Origin of the sequence: Microbacterium sp. (assembly GCF_017305435.1) — a bacterium.
Taxonomy (GTDB): Bacteria; Actinomycetota; Actinomycetes; order Actinomycetales; family Microbacteriaceae; genus Microbacterium.
Genome location: NZ_JAFKIP010000003.1, coordinates 15,174 through 31,104 on the forward strand (window position 1 = coordinate 15,174; position 15,931 = coordinate 31,104).

The window sequence follows — 15,931 nt, forward strand, 5'->3', positions numbered from 1 at the left end:
CGATTCGAGTGTAGTACAACAGTGTTGTGCATCAATGTTGCATTTGTGTTACAGCGGTGGATACGCTGAGCGGCATGCCCAGAGAAGTGGATGCCGACCAGCGCCTGGCCGATATCGCGGCGGCGACGATCGCCGTGGCCCGCACAGCCGGCACGCAGGCCGTGACGATCCGCTCGGTGGCGACGCAGCTCGGCGGCTCGACGACGCTCGTCACAAATTACGTGCGCTCGCGGGCGGCGCTCATCCTGAACGCGCTGGACAGTGCGCGCGACCGGTGGGAACGCGAACGCGAGGACGCGCTCGCCGCGGCACCGGCATCCGGCCGCTTCCTCGCGCTGGTCGAGTGGGAGCTCGCCGCGACGGCCGACGACGCGGTGCTGCGCACCTTCATCCTCGAGGTCGTCTCGAACGCCGAGTTCGAGCCCGACCTGGCCGATGCGCTGCGCAGAGAGGCCGACGATCTCCTGGCCACACTGCGGGCCACCGCACGCGAGAGCGGCTTCGTCGCGCCGGATGCCGTCGCCGACATCGCCTACCTCGCCATCCGCGGCGCCTACCTCGCGAACGTCGACGCGCCCCAGCACTGGACGGAGACGCACACGCGCGACGTCATCCGCGCCGCGATCGACGCCCATCCGCGCATCTGAACGGGCCGCGCGCCCTCGCGAGATCGCGGTCATCGCACCACGAAGATCCGGATGCAGACCTGACCGTCTTCATCGCGCGCGAGCCCGATGAACTGGTGCTCCGCGAGCCAGCGGTGCGCCGGGGCATCCGTCTGGAAGACCGGCGCGGTGCGGAAGTAGTACTCCGTCTCGGACACGTTCTCACCGGCCTCGACACGCGCCATGACCTCGGGCGTCGCGCGGTAGTAGCCGCGGTTGAGGATGTCGATGACGGCGCCGTCGTCGGCGCGCAGCAGGTAGCGCGCCTCGAGTTGCGACGTTCCGCTGCGCTCGACCGCCCAATCGCCGCCGCCGCTCAGCACCTCTCCGTTCAGGAGGGGGCCCGCGACGGTGCCGCCCGTGACCGGGGTGAAGCTCAGCTCCTCGTCGGCGCTGCGCCCGATGCGGAGGTGCGGTGCGATGCCGGCGCGGATCTCGAAGGCGAACTCGAGCTGCGGCTCGGGCAGGGCAGGAAGGGTCATCGCGGCTCCAGACTCGTGATGTTGAGGGTGAATCCGGTCGCGCCGCCGATGACGACGCTCTGCCGGTTGGGCTCGGTGCGCAGGGCCGCCCACGGGTCTTCTCCGGTGCCCGGCTGCGGGATGAACTCGGGGTAGTCGCTGCTGCTGACGTGCAGGCGCAGGCGGTGTCCGGTGCGCAGGCGGTAGCCGAGCTGCCCGAGGTCGATGTCGACGGCGGTCGGGTGGGATGCCTCGAGCAGCTGCACCTGTCCACGTGCGATGCGCAGGGCCGCGCCGTCGGGGGCGACGTCGAGCAGGCGGACGAAGAAGTCCATGACCGGGCCGTCCGAGCAGATCACGGCGGCCGCGTCGACCGCGCCGACGAGGTCGACATCGCGCGAGAACGGCTCGCTCGTGAAGACGAGGACGTCGTCGCGATCACCGAGGGGTGCCTCGTCAGGCTGGTCGAGCAGGAAGGCGAAGGCGTTGGCGACGCTGGAGGGCACGAGGTCGTTCGGGTCGTGGGTCCAGGTCAGCGTCGTCTCGCCCGGCGCGGCGACCGGCGAGAGCCCGCCGTCCGACGTCGCGAACAGGGCGTGCCGCGTGGTTCCGGGCGGGGGCCAGGATGCCGAGGTGTGCACCTCCCCGGTGCCGGCGAGCGTCCAGGTGACGCGCGGGATGTCGGTGGCCGAGCCGTTGCCGCGGACGAAGACCTCGAAGAACTCGAGCGTCGGGTCGAGCATGCGCGGCAGGTCGCCGCGGATCTGCTCTTCGGAGCGCTCCTCGACGCGGGCCTCGGCGGGGTCGTCGAGGTAGAACGCCTCGTGGTCCATCGGCTCGATCCGCAGGAAGTGGTTCATCGCCCACGCGGGTCGCTGCTCGATTTCGGCGACGTCCGCCCACGACAGAGGCGCGCAGTTGTCCCACAGGCCGATCGTCTGCAGCGTCGGCACGGGGCGCGCGTCGAACGGGCTGCCCTGGGGGAAGCGCCGCAGGTGCACGGGGCGCGGGTACCACTGGTCGTAGGAGATCGATCGCGAACCGATCTGCTCGAGCACCTCCTCGACCTGAGCACTGAACGGACGCCGCTCGGGGTCGAGCTCCCAGAAGAAGGCGTCCCGCGAGTGGAAGTACGTCAACGGGTAGAGGTAGGTGATGCCCCATTCGACGCGGCGGGTGCGATCGCCCGGGTCGCGGTGGACCGGCTCGCCGAGCTGGGTGCCGGTGACGCGAGGCGAGATCGCCTTCAGCGCGGGGTGCTGGGACGACACCGCCGCCCACTGCGTGTAGCCGTAGTAGCTGTCTCCCCACATGGCGACGCGGCCGTTGGACCAGCTCTGCTGCGTGATCCACTCGATCGTGTCGTAGCCGTCGGCGACCTCGTTGACGAAGAGGAGCGTCTCGCCCTCGGAGCGGAACTTGCCGCGCACGTCCTGCGCCACGACCCCGTAGCCGGCCGCCATGAAGTACTCGGCGATGAGCGGGATGAAGGTGTATGCGCCGGCCTTGTCGTACGGCAGGCGGATGAGGATCGTATCGCCCGGCTCGGCGTCGGCGCCCCGCCCGGCATCCGTCGGCAGGTACACGTCGGATGCCAGGTGGATGCCGTCGCGCATGCGCACCTTGTGCTCCTGCGCCAGCGGGCTGACCGGCGCCGGCCCGACTCTCACGATCTGCGTCACTGCATGTCCCTTCACGATCCGTTGTGGTCACGGTAGAGTCGATCTTGTTGATAGTCAAGTCTGACTATCAACTTGCCTGACAGAATCGGAGCTCATGGCCCGCCCGTCCGTCGCTCAAGCCCGTCGCCGCCAGATCCTGGAGGCGACGATTCGCTGCATCGCTGGGCACGGCATGTCCGGAGCGTCGCTCGACCGCATCGCGGAAGAGGCCGGCATGGCGCGCGGACACGTCCGCCACTTCGCGGGCAATCGCGACGACATCCTGGCTGCCGCCGCCGTCCTGCTGTACTTCGGCGAGGTCCCCGAGCCGGGTGCGGACATGGGTGCCACGGGGCATCCGGGCTCGTTCTTCCCGTCGCCCGATACCACCGTCGACGGTGCGCTGGAGTATCTGTTCGGCGAGTTCGCCGAACCGGACGCGACGAACATCGCCGCCCTCGCCTTCGTCGACGCGGGTCGGACGAACCCCGACCTGCACGCCGTGGTCGTGAGCGCCTATGCGAGCGCCGAGTCCGAGCTCGTCGCCGCGCTGTCCGCCGCCTACCCCGCCGCGCGCCCCGATGACGTGGAGCGCACCGCGAAGGGGGTGATGTCGATCGCGATCGGCAACGTCTTCATGTCCGACCTCGAGGTCTCAGCCGAGCGCACAAGGCTCGCACGCGCGAGCGCCGAGCTGCTGATCGCGGCGCTCGCCCGGATCCCCGAGTCCGCGTGAGCGCGGCTCTCACGTCGCGCCGAGCATCAGGATCTCCTCAACCGTGAGCTCGGGCCGTAGCGGCCACTCCGGTCAGCGTGTCCGGGCGAGGAGCGGTTGACGGGATCTGCGTGCCGGTATCAGGCGAGGAGTGTCTCTCCGATGTAGCCTCCGGGCGCGCAGCCGGGCGGAACAGCGAACACGGCTGATCCGATGGGGATGGTCCATTCGTTGAGGAGGTCGAGTTCGTCGAGTCTGCGCTGGATGGGGGTGAACTGGGCGTCGACGTCGGCTTGGAAGGAGACGAAGATGAGCCCGGACTCGGAGACCTCGGCTCCGGTGGGCCGCTCGTCGTAGTTGTACGCACGGCGGAAGATCCGCTGCTTCTCGTCGTCGGGACGGGCGCGGCGCATATGGGAGAACTCGGGGATGACGGGGAAGCCGATCGTCGTCTTCGCATCGAAGTCGGGTTCGTCGTGCTCGCCGGTGCCGGTCAGTGGGGCGCCGTTGGTGAGAGTGCGTCCGACGGATTGCTCCCGACCGGGTCGGTCGAGTCTGTCCCATTTGTCGAGATTCATGTGGATGCGTCGGACGACCATCCCGGTGCCGCCGGCGAGCCAGCCGGCACCGGACCAGACCACGTCATCGAAGTGCGCCGTGCCCGGTTTCGGGTTGGTGGTGCCGTCGACCTGTCCGAACAGATTCCGCATGGTCGTGCCGGGTGCGACCGACCCGTAGGCACGTCGGAATCCCTGCTGCGTCCACCGCACGTCCGCGAAGCTGCGCGCGTCTTTCAGCAGCATCCGGGTCGCGTGCGCGACGGTCAGGGGATCATCCGCGGCGATCTGCAGCAGAAGGTCGCCGTCGTTGAACTCGTCACGCAGCTGATCGACACTGAAGGCGGGAAGCGGCTGCAGCCACGCGGGCGCCTCTCTGCCGGCTCGGGATACGAAGCCCGGTCCGAACGCGAAGGTGACAGTGAGCCGCGCCGGGGTCAACGCGAGCTCCGGTTCGGAGTCCGCGAGTGCTGCCCTCCCCTGGGTGAGGCGTTCGGCGTCGTCGCTGAGGACGCGCATGAGGCGCCGCAACTGGTCGCGGTCGACGTCGTCGTGGAGGTCGAGCGCGATGAAGGTGCCGTGCGCCTGGGCATCCGTGTCGATGCCCGCCTGGTGCGCGCCGTGAAACGGAACGATCTCGTCGCCGTTCAAAGGTGCGGAGGGTGAGGTGACCGTGCTGGTGGAGGGGTTGAGCGCGAGGTCGATGCCGATGGCGGCAGCGGCGCCGACGCCGGCGACAGTCCCCCCGAGGAGGAACTGTCGCCGCGTCGAACCCGATCGACCGGCGCCCGAGTCGGGCGCTGCCATCAGTTGCTCGGAATGGGGCTCGGGCTCATGTCCATGTCCATGTGGTCGCCCTCGTAGTTCTCGTTCGCGCCTGAGTAGTCCTTCACCGGGGCGGTGAACTCGTAGGTCGAGCCGTCCGAGAACGTGAGGGTGAACGTCGCCTCATCGCCCGCTGCGAGCGGGGCGGTGAGCTCCATCAGCATGATGTGATTTCCGCCCGGCTCGAGCACGAAGCTGCCCCCGGCAGGGATGACGAAGCCGCCGTCCTTCTCCTGCATGACCATCTCACCGGAGTCGTTCTCGACGGTCTCGTGCAGCTGCAGCATGGTGGATGCCGGCGACTCGGCGGACACGAGCGTGATGTCCTCATCCGACTCATTGGTCAGGGTGCCGAACGCGGCCGACATACCCGAGTCCGCAGCCTTGACCCACGCGTCCGTGATGGTGACGGCGTCTCCAGCGCGTGCCGAGGTCGGCGTTGCTTCGGGGGCCGCGGTGGATGCGCAGCCGGAAAGGGCGAGGATGGCAGCGGCGAGCAGGGCGCTCAGGCGCGCGCCGGTCTTGATGCGAGTGTTCATGAGGAAGTGCCTTTCTTACGGCGAATGAGGTGAATGAGGGCGTACGCGGCGGTCGCTGCGAGTGCACCGCCGGCGCCGACCAGGAGAATGCGGAGTGCTCCCTGGTCTTCTTGTGTGCTCTGTTCCTGCGTCGCGACGGCAGGATCGGTCGCGGCGCTCTCCGTTGTGTCGGTGGTGGCCGTTGTGTCGGTGGTGGCCGTTGTGTCGGTGGGGGCCGGGGTGCGTGTGAGCGGAGCCGCGTCACCCACGGTGAACGGAACCAATCCGCTGATCGGATGCCCGTCCTCCGAGACGACCCGCCAACGGATCTCGTACCCGTCCGAGGGCATCCCGGCATCCAGCTCCACGGTCACCGTGCCGCTGTGAACCGTCGGCTCCCCGACAGTCCAGTCGCGCCCCGCATCATCCGCGACGATCACCGCGGCGCCGATCGTGAGCACGTCCGCGGAGAACGTCAGCGAGATCTCCGTCGGTGCTTCGGCGAGTTGGGAACCCGACGCGGGAGTGCTGGAGATCAGCTCGTCATGCGCCGCAGCGGGCGACGCACTGACGAGCACGACCACCGCCGCCACGGTGCACGCGAACAGCAGGGACGGGGAACGGGACATCGGGCACCACCAATCGGTCGCGCACCCAGCCGGCGCGCACGCGAAGCCAGCCGACAGGCCGTCGGCCGAGCGGAATCAGAGCGCGATCGAAAGAGGGGGCCCGCGGTGGCGGTGGAGGGACAGGCGTGCCGCCGGCCGGACGATCCAGCCCGGTGCGTCTGCGATGCCGGCGGGGCGCGTCACGGGCAGTGCGGGAATCACGTCGCACGTGACGACGCGGCGTGCCCATGCACGCAGTCGATGGCCGAGCGCGAGCAGAGCCCGCAACGTGCGCTCCCCCTGGTACAGCACCGCGATCGTCACCGCCGCAGCGATTCCGTGCCCCACCCACATCGCGGGATCCGCGCACAGCGCCGCCACGGTCGAATCGCCGCTGCTCGGAATCACCGGCATCCCCGTGTGATGCTGATGCCCCGCCGTCACGGATCCCGACGCAGATGTGGACACCGCACCCATCACGAAGAGCGTGTGGAACAGAAGCTGGCTTACGATCACGCTCACAGCGAGGCGCAGTCTCGAGAGACCTCGGCCGGCGAGCAGGGTGCTGACCATGACCGCGAGCATCCAAGGAGCGGCGATGCCCACCCATCCCGGGATATCCCCGCCTGCGACCACGTGCGATAGCAGCGCCGCGAACGTCGCGACAGACGCGACGACGACGCCACGCGCAACGCGTGGTGCCCGGGAGGAACGCATGCGTCCAGTCTGCCAGGTCCTGACCAGCGCGACTTCGACGGGCGATCGCTCTGACCTCAGCACCCTCGCGGCCGTGGCATCTGCGGGGCGCCTCTTTGCGAGGCAATTCACCGCAGGTGCCCTCGGCTCGTGGTCTAGAAGACCCGATCACAGATCTCGAACAGCAGCTTCCGCTGCGGCGCGGTGAGTTTCGGCTGCTTGCCCTTCAACCGTCCCTTCGCACGCGCAACGGCCATGCCTTCTCGCGTGCGCATGCTGATGAGGCCCCACTCGAACTCGGCAACCATCGCCAGCACATTGAACAACAACCGCCCCACAGGATCCGTGGGGTCATATCTGCTCCCGCCCAGGCTCAGCGCGACGCCTTAGCTGTCAGCTCGTCCGCGATTTCGCGGGCGTCACGCGACGAACGAGCAGGTCGGTCGAGCTTGGTGACGACCAGCGTCTCGCCCGTGCGCACTGCGGCGAGCGTTTCTCGGAGCTCGGGCCGAGCGCGATTCGCTCCGGTCATCCCGTGATCGACGTAGATGTTCGCGTCCTGAACACCCAAACGCAAGAATCCGTCGCGCTGAGCGGTGAGGTCTTGATCCGCGGTCGAGACCCTGGCATGTCCAATCTGAATTGCATCCATCCGCTCAGGGTGCGCCGCCAGCGCGCAGGGCGACAATCGTCGATCCCTATCCGTGCGGTTGCCCGCACACGGGAAGTCGCGGGCGCGCTCTGGAGGTCACCGCGAGCTATCCCGCGGTCCGAATCTCTGCGAGGCCGGCGCGGCCAACACAGCATTTCACGATCGGCGATTTCACACCCTCAAATGTCGGCGGCGCGCCACTGACCTTGTATGCGAACTACGACTGGTCGTTCACGTTGGAGTGGAAGGTTCGTCCTGTTCGACGAGGAACCCATGGGCGATATTCACGAGGAAGCACAGATCGCGTTCCTCGTTCGCGAGATCGAATCCGTCGCCACCCACGGTCTTCGTCGGTCGCGCTTCGATGCACTCATCGAGGCCGACGAGACCGAACCAGTCCATGAGAAACGTGGAGCCCGCGTTTTCGCACGTACGCCGGTCCGTGAGCGGGTGGTCTGCAGCTTGGCTGGCGTACTGCGCCGTTGGCAAGGCCCCATGGCCAGGTATCGCGGAGTTGGTGGTCAGCGATAGACGACCGAAGAGCCGAAAGCGCCGCAGGTGTATGTAGCACCTTCGATCTGATGGGTACCCGGCCCTAGCTCTGCGCACATTCCGATCAGTTGCATGGCCATGGGGATCAGGATCGCCAGGCAGACGATGGTGAACAAGAGGCCGACGGCGGAGACAATGACCCCGGCCACGGCGAGGCCTTTGCGGTCTCCAGTCTTGCGGGATCGAGCAAGAGCGATGATGCTCACTACGATTCCAGCGACGGGGATTGGGAAGGCGAGGATGAAGCCGACCACGCTCATCGCGGAGAATCGCGGTGCGCTAAGCATCTGCTGACCAGTGAGGACTGTCGGCTCACCTGAGAGAGTCATTCGCACAGCGTATAGCCGCGACTGCACGCGCCTGGTAAGCCTCGTCGAAACATGAGCCGTAGAGCCGCGTTCAGAACGACCACTCTGCCGACAGGACGATAAGCGACGCTGACCAGATCGAATCATGTGCTGGGCATACGGCGGTATGCCTCGGTTGCCGAGGTGCGCACCCTGGCCGGTCCACCTGCGTGCGCGATCGCGTCGCGCTCCTTCGAGTCGGGCCGCTATCGCAGTGGGCGGCCGCCGTATCCGTGTTGGCAGACGGCATGGGCCCCTGTCGATTCAGTTGGCGTGAATTGCCCAGGGAGCGAGGAGGTTTCCGATGACGACCATCATCGTGACGCCGATCAACACGCTGACCACCATCGCTGCGATCCCCGCGAGGTATCGAAGAAGCGCTCGGCGTGTTTGGTCTGGGTCGGGAATCGAGTGTCCTGCGACCTCATCGAAGTGGCTGGCTTCCCACATCCCTGTCCCGACGACGATGAGGAGACGAAGCCGGTGATCTCGCAGCACCGCCACATAGGAGGAATAGCCGCGCCCGGGAAGGGTCACGCGCGTGGCTCGCAGTGAGTCGGTCGCCACGCGGCGACGGCCGAGCACACTGACCCCGTAGAGACAGCCGCCTTCGCTGGTAGTGAGCGCAATCGACGTCACCGGCAACAACAGCCACGGCCAGAGAATTGCGAATACGAGCAAGAAGATCATTGCGGTGTCCGCTGAGATCCAGGCCGGTCCCGCAAACCCGCACACGACGCTTACAAGGATCAGCGCCAACAGGTACGCCCGCCCAGCCCAGATGAGTGCCTGACCGATCCGGATTCGGCGCGACGGATAGCCGGCACGCGCAGCGTCCGCGAGTTCGCTGCGGGTCACAGTCACATCGAGATTCAACACCACCGTCGGCGACTCGCCGACTTCGATGCTATTCAATCAATGGCATCAAACAGCGCACATGACGTCCCTGACTGCGGCGCTCATGCCCCGTCACTCACCAGAGCGCTCGTCGAGCTCCTTCAGTCTCTTCAGCTTGGTCCACGGCACGAATGCGATCCAGGCGACCGAAGCGATTGAAGCGCCCATCAGCATTGAAGCGATGTCCATGCCCCCAACCTACTAAGACCACGCACTCAGCGACTCCCCCGCGCGGCGGATATCCATCGCACGCTCGGCGGTCGATCACCGCGCGTGAGCCGGCCCACAGGCGTGCGGACCAGCAGCAGCGCCGACAGCCGAGTCGAAGTCGGCGTACAGGCCCTAGCTAAAGCGGAGGCAGGTTGTCGAGATTGTTCTTCGTCGTAGTGTCCGCCGTCGTTTTGAGGAACTATCGCCCACCGGAGGTCTGGGCGACATAGACGTTGGCGCGCTGCGGGCAGTTGACGTAAAACGTGTTGGTACGCGATTCGATCGATGCTACGACCTGGGCAACCGACCACTCCCATTGCCCCCGTACGCCAACATCTGTGATGTCCCCGCTCCGGTCTTTGCGGACGTTCTTGATCTCGGCATCTGCCACGACTTTCTCCGATCGATCTGTCTTCGCTACCTGCGAAGGCGACACCACCTTTGCCGCAGCCTCCGACACTGCTGCAAGCGATCCGGTGACGGGCGCGCAAGCTATCGATCAGCGGGCTTCTGATTTGTCCTTCGCCCACGAGCGACGCGCGCGCACGTGGCGCACGATCCCTACGACGAACAAGCTCGTGCCGGCCAGCCCCATGAGACCCAGGAAGCACCACATGCCGAAACTCAACCACATCGGTGTCGGCGACCCCTTAACGCCTTCGGGGCCGATCCACATCGCCCAGTCACCGCGAGCGTCGGCGTAGACTCCGGCCGCGACGAAGGGGGCGACTACGGCGAGCCCCAAGAGGAGCAGCGCCACCAGCGCGTCCCTGACCCTCACGTCAGGCGAACCGTCCGGCGGCCCGGGAACCATGGCGAAATGCTAACCCGGGATCAGGTGAGCTGTGAAGATGCCCGCGCGGGCTCTCAACCGGGCGCGTTGCGAATCAGCCACTCCTGGTATCGATAACCCTCGTCCTGACCATCGGGATGGTCCGCTACGTCGACGGATTCGATCATCTGGTCTAGTGGAATGGGCGGTTCTAGATGCTGGTATCGCAGGATACGCTCATCGTCCCCAGAGTCCATACGGCGATGGTAGCCAAGGGTTGGATCGAACACGCGGAGACAGGACGAACGGCGGTTCCCTGAGGGGGTACTTGACCGCAGCGTTCGAGACTTCGACGCGGCACTCTCGCTAAGTTCGTATGCCCCGCGCGATGAAATGCACGATGAAGGTGGCATTAGCGCGCGCCTACTGACCACCGATTTGCATGAGGGGCACCACCTATACCGGGTGTGGTGCTCTGCAGACGTCGAGGCCGAGCCGTAGCCAATTCTCCGCGTCACGACGCGGATCTGAGACCTGTCCGCCGACGGTGCCGACGCGAATCGACGGTCGCAGTGTCCCGAGAGTGTCCCGGATTGGGACACTTTCGGGACACTAAACGGCGCAAGAACCAGCCAGAGCCCCAGTACGCGCGAGGCAGAAACCATGTCTGATCAGGCAAAAGAATGGCGGAGACAGGGGGATCTGAACCCTCGGTCCCCGTAAGGGGACTTCACCTTAGCAGGGTGGTGCACTAGACCTGACTGTGCAACGTCTCCAAGCCGGCGGACGCCGCGATCCGTTGCGATCGCTGGGAAATCAGCGTATCGGCGCTACCCACGTCTCACACTCGTCACACGCTAGAGTCGGCGACAATCGGCGTCCTCGGGAGGCTCGGGGTCACCGGGGGGTCACTTGGCGAACGTTCCTGAGAGCGGCCGGCCAGTCGTCCAGGCGGCGCATCCAGTAGCCCGGTCGCCGCGCCTCGGGGGCGTAGGCGAGCGCGAATGCTCGCGCTCGCGGACCGTGTAGATGAGGTCGTACGGAAACTTGCCGAGATGCCAGGTGCGGATCATCGGATCGCGCCGCCCACCGCGGTACGTCCGGCCATTGAAGGATCAACTCGGCGCGGACTCGGCCACGCCGGCGAACTCGTCGCCGAGTGACGGCGAGGGCTGCTTACGTCGTGGGCATCGGCGGGGCCGACGACCAGTCGGGGCTGTTCTCGATCAGTGCCAGAATCTGGCGGGCGACGTTGCGTTGCGCTTGATGAAGCGAAAGCCTTCCTGGACACCGGCGCGGAGCAAGCTTCGTAAGCTCCGGTCGACCATGACAACCATCGGTGCGCGAAGGATCGTCGCTGTCCGCAGGAAGCCACCGCATGATCTTCGCAATCGGCTTCGGAGGCGCCACGACATTGTCCACAGGACCACGACGAGGGAAGGCCCCGGGCGGCGTACTCACGGGTCGGTACACTGATCCCGCCCGCGGGAGCGATGAGAAGTGCCCTGTAGCCTCGAAGCGTGAGAACCGTGGACCCGCTCGCATGTGCAAGGTGATTCATCACGACCGCACTGACGCCGACCTGATCGGTCTGGTCAATTCTGGCGATGAGTCCGCGTTCAGCGTCCTCTTCCGGCGTCACGAGTCAGCGGTCTATGGGCTGGCGTTGAGCATTGTCCGCTCCTCAGAAGATGCTGAGGAGGTAGTCGGATCAGCATTCCTTGAGTTGTGGCGGCAGCGCCGCCGCGTTCGCTTCGTTGATGACTCGGCCCGTCCGTGGCTGATGGTCACGGTCTCTCACCTCTGCCGAAACAGTCGCCGCGGAAGTATGCGATACGGCCGCCTTCTCGCGAAAATTCCACTGCCGGACCCAACACCAGACCACGCCGATGAGGTTGACCGGGTACTGGATCACAGAGGACACTCGCGCGAGATCCATGCGGCCTTGCGTGACCTGAGGGAACCTGAAGCTGCCGTTGTCATCCTCTGCCTGATCGAGGAGCTTTCGATGCCCGAAGCAGCTCGCGTGCTGGGGCTTCTCGTCGGGACCGTGAAGTCGAGACTCTTCCGAGCGAAGTCCCGCATGCAGGGCCAGCTCCAACACTTACGCTTCGAGGTGGAGGCCGCGCATGAGGGATGACAAACGCATGCCGCGTTCGGAGCAGATCGAGGAGGCGGTCCTTGATCGTATCCGCGCTGAGCTTCGGCCGATTGGCCACGCGAAGCCCCGCAAGCCCACCATTTGGACGGTGGGTCTAGTAGCGGCTGCCGGCGTAATAGTGGGCGGGTTCTTCATCCTCGTCAACGTCAGCGACTCGGTCTCTCCTTGTGTCGACCTTGCGGTCAGCGCCTCACCGACGCCAACCCCGTCCTCGTCCGGGCCCATCGTGATCGGCGGCGAGACCGCGATAGATCAGCGTTGCCAACCCCGTCCCTGATCAGACGGGAACCATTCCTCGCCTGCCGGACATCTCTAGGTAGGAGAACTCCACTTTTCAAGGCGGTGCCTTCGCGAGCTTTGCGCGTGTTGACGAACCGATTTCCTAAGAATGTCGGCAGTTCGAGTGATGACTGGAGAGGACGAATATGAAGAGTCGAAGAATGGTCGCCGCTATTGGTATCGCTGCGTTGCTGGCGGTGGCCTTCGGGGCGTCGTCAGCCGCCGCGGGAGACGGCCGCTCACCGGATGATGTCTCTGCCCCGCAGATTTCTGAGTATCTCCCCGACGAGGTGCTCGCGGCAGCTGACAACGACGGCGTAACTGCCGAGCTGGCTGATGGCATCGTGGCGCTCGACCGATCGCCGATTCGCCAAGACCTCAACAACTACGTTTGGGACCGTGAGCGTGTCATCGTTGTCGTGCACGCCTTTGGCGATCTGAAGGCGATCGCATCCGCCGTCGGGGAATACCTTCCTAGCGGACAATTCGAGGTCGTGATCGATAAGTATGACGCAGACGAGTTGCGAGAGACTGCGGACCGAATCGCCCGCACACACGTCATCAACGGCCAGAAAATCGCGTGGGCTGGAGCGAAGGCGGATGGCTCAGGAATTGAGGTTGCCGTAGTCGGAGCGGACCACGTCGCCGCTCGCGCCGTGGAGGCGAACATTGCTCAGCAGTTCGGTTCAGAATTTCCGATCGAGGTTATCCCGGGAGAGATGGCCGTCCTGGCAGATCGGCAGTATCACACTCAGCCCTATATTGGAGGGGCTCTGATCAGCACCCCCAACGCCAACGGCTCGTATGGCGTGTGCTCATCGGGTTTTTCCGTGATCCAGCCTGGGGTCCCCTACAGCGTCACCGGGATGCTGTTCGCGGACCACTGCAGCACGACCGGGAAGGTCTGGAACTCAGGGCTCTACTCCAACAGCCCGTACTTCGGCACCGCGCAATCGACGGCAACCGGCGGTGCAGACCTCAAGATGCTGCGGGGAGATGTGCTGTATTACGGTGCAAACTTTGTGGGAGCGTACAACTCCAACACTGCGGTGATGGTGAAGGGTTACAGCGTGCCCATGGTCAATCAGAGCATCTGCATGAACGGCTCGCAGTCGGGCACCGTGTGCAGCAACACGATTACGCACGGACCACTGACCATCTCCGTAACCGATCTGAACGGCAACATCGTGGCAACGTACTCCAATCAGTATCGCTCCGTGCAGGCGTTCAATCAGCCCGCCGCCGGCAACGGCGACAGCGGTGGGCCAGCGTTCCGAGTGATCAATGATCAGCTTCACGCGACCGGAATCCTCAGCGCGATCATTCCCGGCGAAGGTGGCGGAACGAGTTGCACGGGAATGCCCTCGACATCTTCACGCCAGTGCGGTTCGGTTGTCTTCACTGCCGGGTTGAACGCCTTCTTCAACAACAACCTAAGCTGGCAAATTCTCACAATGTGATGGAGGCGGCTCCCGCCCGGACCTTCTCGCTTGATAGGCGGCGAACGCGGACGCCACGTAAGCCGGAGAAGGCTGGCCGAGGCATCTCAACGTACATTGGGGTGCCTCGGCAGTGACGGTAGCGACGTACGCGCCCCAGGTGTACTGCCCAGAGACGTTGGTCGATTTGCGACGACAGGGCGTGAGGAACGAACGGGCAACATCCGTTCTTGCATCTGCTCCACGTGGATCGTGCCGGCCGCCGCCATCCATCCGGGCAAGTCAGAAGAAGGACAACCCCAAAGAGCGTCGAATGAACGCTGAGCCACGGACGAACGACGAGCGGCCAATCACTACCCCGCCAGCTGGTCCTTGACCAGCCATCACCCTCTGTTTCAAAGAATGAACGCATTCTGCCGCGGCCTACCGATGACAGAGCCCTGAGTCCGACTACAGGCTCGGCCCGAAGTCCCGCTCCGGCCCGCTGCGGCGGTGGTCGCTCGACGGTTGGTGCCGGGCGCGTTTCGCGGCCCGCGCCGCGGCGAGCACCTTCGCCTGCTCTGCGGCGTTCCGCTCCATCTCGGCTTGCGCGGCGCGGTCGCGGACAAGCTGCGCGGCCTCTCGGATCGGCAGGGCTTCGATCCGGGTCTACGCGCACGTCCTCGGCGAAGGCCAACGCCGCGACCACGTGCGCCGCCTCGCCGCCGCCGAAGAGTTCGGCCACAGCGGGGGTCACTTGGGGGTCACCTCGAAGGGTCCGAGCCTCGGACTCTGATCGCCAGCACCCGACAGTCGAGCCGTAGAAATGGCTCCTGACCTGGGAAAAATGGCGGAGACGGAGGGATTTGAACTCCGACTTTTGGGGCGACGGTCGAATTCGTTCCGCCACGCTCGACCACTTTCAGGCTGATCAGGCGCAAGTTTTGGTGCGGCTCGACCACGTTCAGAGACGTTCGGAGTGGCTCAGGTTTACGCAAATTTTACTCACGTCTTCGGCGCCAGGAACGACCGCCCGTACTCATGCTGGCCGCTCCCGTTCGACCTCGCGGACACGAGAGACGCCCGCGAACCAGCCTTGCAGTTCAGGATTGATAGCGCCGACCAAACGGACGGCGTCGCGGTGACGCGCCTTCGCATTCACCGCCAAGAGCGGCTCCATGTGCGCGACTCTGTTGCGCAGCGCAAGCAGTCTGTCCGCGCGGCTGGCGACGACATCATCCGCGTTGTTGGTACCTTCCCCAGGGAACGGGTGCATGAGGGCCCGCTCCCATAGCACGCGGCGCGCACGGTACGTCTTGTCCTCAGGATCGTCCACCGGCAGAAGTCGCACGAAGACGCCGAACGTGAGCTGCGCGAGGATGTCGTCGTGTGTGATCGGCGAGTGCTTTCGAGGATGCCCGGCGGGACGCGCAGCCCTCGCTCTGACAGCGTTGGCCTCCGCGGTCTTTCGCGATGTCGCCGTCAATGTGTTCAGCGGGCGCGCAGGGTCGAGCAGCCATTCGGCCGCGTGCTGACTTCCGTCTGCACGAAGCTGCTGCGCGTTCCACGCCCGGAGCTCGCGATCGATCGCGTTGCGCAGCAACACCTCAAGCAGTCCGAGGCCGGCGTGAAACGCGCTCGACAGCTGGACGTTCCACAAGTACAGCCGGAGAGCCCGCTCGATGTCTCCACCGGTCGCCGTCGCGTATGTGCCGAACCTCGACACGTGAAGCGCCCCGGCGATCAGCTCCGTCGTCTTCGCTTGGGGCATGTCTCCAGTCTGGAGTATCCTTGATACCAATACGAGGACAAGGTCCCTCGTCTCCTACATGGAAACACCCTCGGCCATCGGCCGGGGGGTTTTCATTTTCCAGCCCAGATCGCGCGAGGGGATCGCCGGCGGGATCATCGGCCTCGAAGACCAGGGTGCGGCCTGA

At 65.5% G+C, this 15,931-nt stretch carries 16 protein-coding genes, 1 tRNA gene and 1 pseudogene; 4 read left to right on the top strand and 14 right to left on the bottom strand.

The window, feature by feature from the left end; translation table 11 throughout:
* The first annotated feature begins 74 nt into the window (after positions 1-74).
* The gene (locus J0I43_RS03500) at positions 75-647 is read left to right on the top strand and encodes a hypothetical protein (protein ID WP_292859136.1); all 573 of its coding nucleotides are present in this window, start codon (positions 75-77) and stop codon (positions 645-647) included.
* A gap of 29 nt (positions 648-676) precedes the next feature.
* Here J0I43_RS03500 and J0I43_RS03505 read toward each other — a convergent pair whose 3' ends face one another.
* Both J0I43_RS03505 and J0I43_RS03510 read right to left on the bottom strand, forming a co-directional pair.
* The gene (locus J0I43_RS03505; RefSeq protein WP_292859138.1) at positions 677-1,147 is read right to left on the bottom strand and encodes a DUF3237 domain-containing protein; all 471 of its coding nucleotides are present in this window, start codon (positions 1,145-1,147) and stop codon (positions 677-679) included.
* A complete protein-coding gene (locus J0I43_RS03510; protein WP_292859141.1) occupies positions 1,144-2,808 on the bottom strand; it encodes a CocE/NonD family hydrolase in 1,665 nt (554 codons plus the stop codon). Before J0I43_RS03510 ends, J0I43_RS03505 begins: the two co-directional genes overlap by 4 nt.
* 94 nt (positions 2,809-2,902) lie before the next feature.
* On the opposite strand from J0I43_RS03510, the gene J0I43_RS03515 reads away from it, so the two are divergent.
* On the top strand, positions 2,903-3,523 hold the full coding sequence (locus J0I43_RS03515) for a TetR/AcrR family transcriptional regulator (RefSeq protein WP_292859144.1): 621 nt from the start codon (positions 2,903-2,905) through the stop codon (positions 3,521-3,523).
* A 119-nt stretch (positions 3,524-3,642) separates the two neighbouring features.
* Here the strand turns inward: J0I43_RS03515 and J0I43_RS03520 are convergent, their stop codons facing one another.
* The 11 genes and pseudogenes from J0I43_RS03520 to J0I43_RS03570 all read right to left on the bottom strand — a co-directional run bounded on the left by J0I43_RS03520 (position 3,643) and on the right by J0I43_RS03570 (position 10,912).
* Positions 3,643-4,866 (bottom strand): Dyp-type peroxidase, encoded by a 1,224-nt coding sequence (locus tag J0I43_RS03520; protein WP_292859147.1) that lies wholly within the window; start codon positions 4,864-4,866, stop codon positions 3,643-3,645.
* Positions 4,866-5,423 (bottom strand): copper chaperone PCu(A)C, encoded by a 558-nt coding sequence (locus tag J0I43_RS03525; protein ID WP_292859150.1) that lies wholly within the window; start codon positions 5,421-5,423, stop codon positions 4,866-4,868. The genes J0I43_RS03520 and J0I43_RS03525 overlap by 1 nt, the downstream gene beginning before the upstream one ends.
* A complete protein-coding gene (locus J0I43_RS03530; RefSeq protein ID WP_292859152.1) occupies positions 5,420-6,031 on the bottom strand; it encodes a copper resistance CopC family protein in 612 nt (203 codons plus the stop codon). The genes J0I43_RS03525 and J0I43_RS03530 overlap by 4 nt, the downstream gene beginning before the upstream one ends.
* A 75-nt stretch (positions 6,032-6,106) precedes the next feature.
* Positions 6,107-6,727 (bottom strand): hypothetical protein, encoded by a 621-nt coding sequence (locus J0I43_RS03535; RefSeq protein WP_292859155.1) that lies wholly within the window; start codon positions 6,725-6,727, stop codon positions 6,107-6,109.
* 161 nt (positions 6,728-6,888) lie between these two features.
* Positions 6,889-7,358: pseudogene (locus tag J0I43_RS03540) on the bottom strand (recombinase family protein); the annotation flags it as partial.
* A 231-nt stretch (positions 7,359-7,589) separates the two neighbouring features.
* Positions 7,590-7,760: a hypothetical protein gene (locus J0I43_RS03545; RefSeq protein WP_292859158.1), complete on the bottom strand. Its 171-nt coding sequence runs from the start codon at positions 7,758-7,760 to the stop codon at positions 7,590-7,592.
* A gap of 119 nt (positions 7,761-7,879) precedes the next feature.
* Positions 7,880-8,239, bottom strand: a complete 360-nt coding sequence (locus J0I43_RS03550) for a DUF4190 domain-containing protein (RefSeq protein WP_292859161.1) — start codon at positions 8,237-8,239, stop codon at positions 7,880-7,882.
* 282 nt (positions 8,240-8,521) lie between these two features.
* The gene (locus J0I43_RS03555; RefSeq protein ID WP_292859164.1) at positions 8,522-9,172 is read right to left on the bottom strand and encodes a hypothetical protein; all 651 of its coding nucleotides are present in this window, start codon (positions 9,170-9,172) and stop codon (positions 8,522-8,524) included.
* 391 nt (positions 9,173-9,563) lie between these two features.
* Positions 9,564-9,755, bottom strand: coding sequence for a DUF3892 domain-containing protein (locus J0I43_RS03560; RefSeq protein ID WP_292859167.1), 192 nt, complete (start codon positions 9,753-9,755; stop codon positions 9,564-9,566).
* A 108-nt stretch (positions 9,756-9,863) separates the two neighbouring features.
* On the bottom strand, positions 9,864-10,178 hold the full coding sequence (locus J0I43_RS03565; RefSeq protein ID WP_292859170.1) for a hypothetical protein: 315 nt from the start codon (positions 10,176-10,178) through the stop codon (positions 9,864-9,866).
* Between the two features lie 642 nt (positions 10,179-10,820).
* Positions 10,821-10,912 (bottom strand) — tRNA-Ser (locus J0I43_RS03570).
* Between the two features lie 776 nt (positions 10,913-11,688).
* Here J0I43_RS03570 and J0I43_RS03575 point away from each other — a divergent pair.
* The gene (locus J0I43_RS03575) at positions 11,689-12,276 is read left to right on the top strand and encodes an RNA polymerase sigma factor (protein WP_292859173.1); all 588 of its coding nucleotides are present in this window, start codon (positions 11,689-11,691) and stop codon (positions 12,274-12,276) included.
* A 461-nt stretch (positions 12,277-12,737) separates the two neighbouring features.
* Entirely contained in the window at positions 12,738-14,036 is a 1,299-nt protein-coding gene (locus J0I43_RS03580) for a hypothetical protein (RefSeq protein ID WP_292859176.1), read from the top strand.
* 997 nt (positions 14,037-15,033) lie between these two features.
* Here J0I43_RS03580 and J0I43_RS03585 read toward each other — a convergent pair.
* Positions 15,034-15,765, bottom strand: coding sequence for a hypothetical protein (locus tag J0I43_RS03585; protein WP_292859179.1), 732 nt, complete (start codon positions 15,763-15,765; stop codon positions 15,034-15,036).
* Between the last annotated feature and the right edge of the window lie 166 nt (positions 15,766-15,931).